Annotated in this window: 6 protein-coding genes; all 6 read right to left on the bottom strand. The window is 41.8% G+C overall.

Translation table 11 applies throughout. The features are described from left to right. Positions 1-188, bottom strand: a 188-nt coding sequence (locus tag V7K48_RS08740) for a hypothetical protein (protein WP_335071491.1), incomplete at its 3' end; no start/stop codon positions are given. 139 nt (positions 189-327) lie between these two features. Then, a complete protein-coding gene (locus V7K48_RS08735; protein WP_335071489.1) occupies positions 328-699 on the bottom strand; it encodes a hypothetical protein in 372 nt (123 codons plus the stop codon). Then, the gene (locus V7K48_RS08730; protein ID WP_335071487.1) at positions 662-2,305 is read right to left on the bottom strand and encodes an NAD(P)/FAD-dependent oxidoreductase; all 1,644 of its coding nucleotides are present in this window, start codon (positions 2,303-2,305) and stop codon (positions 662-664) included. The genes V7K48_RS08735 and V7K48_RS08730 overlap by 38 nt, the downstream gene beginning before the upstream one ends. A gap of 71 nt (positions 2,306-2,376) precedes the next feature. Further along, positions 2,377-3,402, bottom strand: a complete 1,026-nt coding sequence (locus V7K48_RS08725) for a S66 peptidase family protein (protein WP_335071485.1) — start codon at positions 3,400-3,402, stop codon at positions 2,377-2,379. Positions 3,403-3,566: 164 nt separating this feature from the next. After that, a complete protein-coding gene (locus tag V7K48_RS08720) occupies positions 3,567-3,953 on the bottom strand; it encodes a KGK domain-containing protein (protein WP_335071484.1) in 387 nt (128 codons plus the stop codon). A gap of 129 nt (positions 3,954-4,082) precedes the next feature. Then, positions 4,083-6,563 carry a dynamin-like GTPase family protein gene (locus V7K48_RS08715; protein WP_335071482.1) on the bottom strand — a complete coding sequence of 827 codons (2,481 nt, stop codon included), beginning with the start codon at positions 6,561-6,563 and terminating at the stop codon, positions 4,083-4,085. Positions 6,564-6,973 lie beyond the last annotated feature (410 nt).

Genomic DNA, 6,973 nt, shown 5'->3' with positions numbered 1-6,973 from the left:
GTCGATTGAATATGCTGCCATTTCTTAATAATCTTCTTTTTTACATCTTTTAAGTTTATGACTTTTGTGGCAGTTTTGATATCAAATTGCTGTAACTTCTGTAAAGAACCAGCTTTAACAATCGGATAAATTTCCCACTGCGATACGCCATCGCGCTTGATACATGATTGTATATCGACTCCAGACATAAAAACAAAAGCCCTACCTCGAAAGCATCAAGGTGGGGCTTGATATTAGTAGGACTTACGCAAAAAACCTCTCAAACTCTTATTCCTCCGTGTCGCACCAGTTGCTTCTCCTAAGGGAGACGCTGCGCGAACAAGTCTCTTAACCCGCCCAACGCACTGGCTTCTCTGTGTCTGGAGTGGTTCGTTCTTCCATGACCCGTGCGTAAGTCCTGATTAGAATTGACATTGGCAATACCAGATAACCGTGTAATATCAAGTTCGGTAAATCACTTATGATATGTGATTGCGCTAAGCGAAGCCATGCCCGAAGGGCTTTATGCAACGAAGTGGAATGTTCGCGCAGCGTCTCCTTGGCGCAGCCTCTCGTAGAGAAGAGTTGCAATCGCAAAGGTTTGGGATTGCCACGCTTCGCTCGCAATGACATAAGTATTAAGTCGGACATGATATAACAGGCGATCGCTCTCAACTCAAAATCAGATGCTGAGACTGCGTAGTTTACCGCCGTAGGCATCGCAATTTTTCAAAATACTTAAAGCCACCGCCTCTGCAACCTTAATACCATCGATACCAGCCGAGAGGATTCCCCCTGCGTATCCCGCTCCTTCCCCACCCGGATAAAGACCGACTGTATTCAAACTCTGATAATCCTCTTTGCGCTTAATCCGAATTGGTGATGACGTGCGGGTTTCCACCCCAGTCAACACGGCATCATCCATTGCAAATCCTTTAATTTGTTTGTCAAAAGCCGGAAGTGCTTCACGGATGGCGGTGATCGCATAATCTGGTAAACTCTGGCTCAAATCACCCAAATGTACCCCAGGTGTATAAGACGGCTTAACTGTGCCCAATGCTGTAGAGGGGCGATGGTTGAGAAAATCACCCACCAACTGCCCTGGAGCTTCATAAGTCCCACCGCCCAACTCAAAAGCCCGTTCTTCCAAGCGCCGTTGGAAGTCAATTCCCGCCAAGGCATTTCCTGGATAATCTTCGGGTGTGATGCCCACAACGATCGCACTATTGGCATTGCGCTCATTGCGAGAGTATTGGCTCATACCATTGGTGACAAGTCGCCCCGGCTCTGATGCGGCTGCAACCACCAAGCCCCCTGGACACATACAGAAACTATAAACGGAACGACCATTTTGGCAGTGGTGAACCAGTTTGTAATCGGCAGCACCTAAAAGCTTATGACCAGCCTGAGCGCCGAAACGACATTGGTCAATTAGAGACTGGGGATGTTCCACCCGAAAGCCGATGGAAAATGGTTTAGCCTCAATGTAAACCCCGCGATCAAATAGCATTTGGAAGGTATCGCGGGCGCTGTGACCCACCGCCAGAACCACATGATCGCTGGCGATATATTCCCCACTGGCGAGGGTGACTCCCCGCACCTGTCCATTTTCGATGTTGATATCTTCGACGCGACTTTGAAAGCGAATTTCACCGCCGAGGGATTCGATTTTGGCACGCATACTTTGGACGATTCCCACCAGTTTGAAGGTGCCGATGTGCGGTTTGTTGATATAGAGAATCTCTGGCGAAGCTCCCGCATTCACAAGTTCGGTCAGTACTTTGCGTCCATAATGCTGAGGATCTTTGACTTGACTATAAAGTTTGCCATCGGAGAATGTACCCGCACCACCTTCGCCAAACTGAACATTGGATTCTGGGTTGAAGTCTGATTTCTTCTTCCAAAAGTTAAAGGTATCAACGGTGCGATCGCGAACTTTTTTACCACGTTCTAAAATGATTGGACAAAAGCCCATTTGTGCGAGCATCAAACCCGCAAACAAGCCGCAAGGCCCTGTACCAATCACGATGGGGCGAATCGCCAAATTGCTGGTAGCTCGTGCCACTGGGCGATAACTCATGTCTGGCGTGGCAATCACATGGGGATCTCTTTTCAGGCGCTTGAGTAGATGAGTTTCCTGAGTCGTTTCTACATCCAGAATATAAACAAGGGTGATCTCTCCTTTCTTACGGGCATCGTAGCTACGCTTGAAGATGGAATAGCTGATCAACTCATCGTCCGTGATTTGCAGCTTTTTGAGGATGGCAGACTTGATCTCATCTTCAGGATGATCAAGCGGGAGCTTTACTTCTGTTAGTCGTAACATAGCGAGGAGAAATTCATACTGTCTATCAAAATATTAATCAAAATTACTGTGGCGCGGCTGATTTCCGTGGCTCAAACAAGACTAACAGCCGCCTCTAACATTTGTATTGTTCCAAGTTCAGCATTTATTTCTACTTCTACACCGATTGGCAAGGTAAATTTATCCTTAATATGACCAATCATTGAACCGTACCAAGCAGGAATACCTAAAGGAAGTATGTGATCTTGCAATACTTGCATTAAGGTAAATGACGGTTCATCCCCAAGACTACAATTAGTACATTGCCCAAAGATAAAGCCAGCAATTTGATTAAGTATTCCAGCAGTTTTTAACTGTGTCAGCATCCTATCTACACGGTAAACATCCTCGCCAATTTCTTCCACAAACAGAATGCTTTTGTTCCAAGAAGGTAGGTAAGGTGAACCTACCATCGCTGATAGCACGGACAAGTTTCCACCCACAAGTTTACCTCTCGCCTTTCCCGGAGCGATTATCTCCACTCGCACTTCGCTAGGGTTGAGATTTTGCATAGTTACAGCTTCACCATTAAATAAGACGCGCTTGAAGTAATCGACTGTAAATTGATTCCAAGTAGACGTAGCAACTGGCCCATGAAAAGTAATCATTTGACTACGGGCATTAATTGCCAACAACAGCGTCGTAATATCGCTGTACCCCATAAGAATTTTTGGATGGGAGCGGATCAGCGAGTAGTTGAGTAGGGGTAAAATGCGATTACAACCCCAGCCACCACGCATGGCAATAATTGCTTTTATGGAGCGATCGCTAAACATCAAGTTTAGATCATCAGCGCGATCGGCATCTTTACCCGCTAAATAGCCGTAACGATCTAAAATATGCGCCCCAAGCTTGACTTTTAACCCTAATTGTGAAATTGATTGCTGCGCTGCTTCGATGTCTTTAGCATCAACAATACCCGCAGGGGCGATTAATCCCACGGTATTGCCCACTTGCAGGCGGGGCGGCTTGCAGATGGTGTTTGGAGATAGCTTATCTTGGGCGGTAAGTGGTGATATTCGGGTGGCTAAGGTAGCCAGTCCACAGGTTGTAAGAAATTGCCGACGTTTGATAAGCATAACCATTGAGTTGGGGATTGGGATAGTGATGAATTTTAATAGGTTATAGCAACGCCTAAATAATTCATAAAAAGTTAGATCCCCGACAACTTTTACGAAGTCGGGGATCTGGACACCACGAATTTTTACAAATCAAATATAATTGCGATATGTAAATTTTTTGACTAAGTTTCCTCGTGAATTATGCGGCGAAGATCATCAAGAGGGGATTCTGGTTCAGTGATTTCTGAATTATTGCTGTTAATTATTTGTACATCTTGCTCTTCAACATAAAATTCAACACTTATTTTAATTTTCACTTTCCCCTTTTTCCAGCTTTGAGAACCTAGTGTTAAAATTTCGCAATATATACCTTTCTGAAACCAATTCTCATTCGGAGACTGTTTTATCTTTATTCCTTGCCTACTTAATTCTTGATTCAATGCATTTTCCAACATGGAGTTAGATGAGGTATCCATTGCTTGTTGAAATTTAGCAATTTTATATGTATTGTCTCCAAAGTCAAAAACATCACCATTGTTACACTCTATTGGTTTGAATCCATCTTCCATATCCACCTCAAGTTTGGAAATTTTTCTACTTTACTCAAAGCTGTAAATAGTAAGTAGTTAGTGAGTGCTAAAGTCACTAACTACAAGCTACAAAAATCCACAACTATCTGTGTTTACCTGATATTAATACTAAACCTGTGCTACCTGATCAACTAATCCATTTGAGTTCACAAACCCATTATTAGTAAAATTGCCATCATTATCAGATGAATCAGAGGTAGTATATATAAACTCTGTATTACCAATTACAGGCAAAAGATGGTCAGATAATTGCATTGCCTGTAAACAACTATTGATACTAGAAGCTGCTGAATTATATCCTGCAATATTTTCTTCAACAACATTCAATAATCGGCGATTATTTGCAATTTTTTCCTCAGCTTCTTGTTGCAATGTTTTTTCTAAATAAGCACGCGCCTGTGGGTATTGCTGCAAAATTGCATCCGCTTGCTGATCTGCCATTGGTAACAACTGAGTTTTGAGAGTTTGATTAATGGTTTGACGGAAAGATTTACGAATAGTTTGAGAAACTTTTGGTTCAAAATCTAATTTCAATAACTGCCTAATTGCTGGTTCTGCTTCTACGATACTTTCAGCGTCGTAACCTTGAGAAGTTTGTAATAAAGTCTGGCGAAATTGATATATAGAAAAAGTGCCTTCATCGTAAAATCTCGGACTTTCTCGCACAAAGCGATCGCACTCTACGCTAGCTGCACTCAGCAGTGCTTGAGTAACTAGTTTTTCTAAAATTCTAATCTCTAGTTCAATTCCACCATCATTATCTAATAAACGATACAACTGGCGATAATATTCTGACTTGCGAATCTTTTCGATCAACCGCTGGAAAAAATTGGCGGCTAATTGCTGAGAAGATTCAACCAAAATATCTTCTAATTGATTTGCTAAGTAATAAAATGCCTCTACTAAAATAGCAATTAAAGGTGCAGTAGCGTTCCGAGGATGGCTGATGGTTGCACGTCGATAAGCAGAAGCTACAGAAAAAGTATCTAGCAATTCATCTAAACGGCGAATCATTCGTGATTGCAATTGCTTAAAATCTGCTTCAAAAGCATCACAAAAATTATTAATTATTTGGTTAACTTCTTCTGTAATATGCTCAACAAATTCTCTCCCAATTTGCTGTAATTGCTGATTCAATCGTTGCAACTCTTGCTTCTTCATAGTCTCAATTTCTTGGGGCTGACTATCTAAATTACGTTGTACACTCTGATAATGTCTTTTCAGTTTAATACAAACATCTTTCAAATCATCAGCAAGATTTTTAAATAATTGTGGACGTTTTTCTTCTGTAAGATAGCGAGTAATAGCTGTGCAAAATTCCTCAGTCCCACTATCCTGAATTAGCTGTTCTATAAGTTCATTTCCCCAATCTTCCAGAATCCGCACATAATTTTGATTTGGGGTTTCAAAGCCGTTAACAGAGACACGGAATTTAGTTGAAGATAGCTTTCCTGAATTTACACAGTAGTTGTTAAACGCATAGACAAATTGTGGTGTTTCTTCTTTCCCATCTAAACCTTTAATACTTTCTGCAAAAACAGAATCTAAACCAAATCTATCTCGTTGGCTTGTTTGTTTAATCTGACTGCCGTAAAATCCTAATAATCCACTCGTTTTATAAACTTTGCTTGAATTGCAAAACTGCCCATTAATTAAATCATCTAATCGTTGCCGTAGTTGGGTATTGTACCAAGCCTCATCGATCCGGTTGAAGATATAGAAAACGCGATCACGTACTCCCCCATTCTCCCGCATTAATTCCAAAAGTTCTGTTTCTTCTTTTGTCATGTCACCCGCTGAAGCAGGTTTTAGCACGCATACCACCGCCGAAGTATCAGGATGTTGAATTTTGGCATAAGTTAGTTGTGCATCTTTCTCTACAGGTGCATCTATACCCGGCGTGTCAATAATTACATTACCATCTTGTAGCAGAGGATGATTACAGTAATATTCTATTCGCTTCAATACTGCACTATTACTACCACGACGGGCATATCCAGCAGCTTGCTTGAGGTTGTCAAAGTGAAATTGCTCCATTGAATATGTAGCATTATTAACCGTGTTGATGCGATCGCGGTTGGCTATATATCCTTCTAGTAATAAGATTAACGCCTTCGCCTGTTTTGCACGTTCTGATTTACTCTCACCACCCTCTTGCTGAATAATAGCTTCGCAATCTTGACGTAGCAAGTTAATTATATCAGCTTGGTTAATATTAGGTACTCTCTTAAATCCTAGCTGCTGACACAAATAAACTGCTTGTTCCCGAATCTCTGCTTCACTTAAAAAGGTCAAAACAACACGTTCTTTATCTACTTCTGCATACTCGATTTTGCACTCTGTACCTGTCGCGTGTCCCTCTGCACTGTACAATAATTCCCTCTCCAACAGTGCATTGATTAGCATTGATTTACCAGCACTAAACGCACCCGCAAACACAATCTCAAACTTTGGAGAAATCGCCTTACTTAGGGAAGTTTGTACAGGTGTAATATCTTGGGAACGTAGCGTTGGTTCTTGCTGTAATAGTTGTAATATAGATTCAACCTGCTCTTTCAAATTTTTGCACTGAAGCGGTAAATCTGACATATTCAGCATCCTGATAATATTTATGTATATGTTAGTAATATTTATTGTCTTGATGGTTCAGTAAAATTTCTGAGAAAATCTATGCGGTTTATTTGCTAGATATCACCTAATACCGTGCTTTGGCGGGGTGGGGTAGTGCGGATATTATGGTTACTCCAATGGACAATATCATGTCCGCCAAATTACCCATAAGAAAAGAACCCCACCCCCAACCCCTAAGAGCCGGCGGGGAGGGGAGCTAAAGCGCAGTTTTAGCGGGGTGGGGTTCCGGGTATTATGCTTAATTGCCCGGACATCATATCATTTATTTGTCTGATGCTACGAATGGTATCTTAGGCTTTTGTTTATGAATCAGGTATAATGCCTCATGTTATGAAAAAACCCCCTCAGGATTTCTGAGGAGGGTTGAG

This window comes from Nostoc sp., from assembly GCF_036919615.1.
In the GTDB taxonomy this organism is placed as follows: domain Bacteria; phylum Cyanobacteriota; class Cyanobacteriia; order Cyanobacteriales; family Nostocaceae; genus Nostoc.
This window is presented reverse-complemented; position numbering and strand designations above follow the sequence as displayed.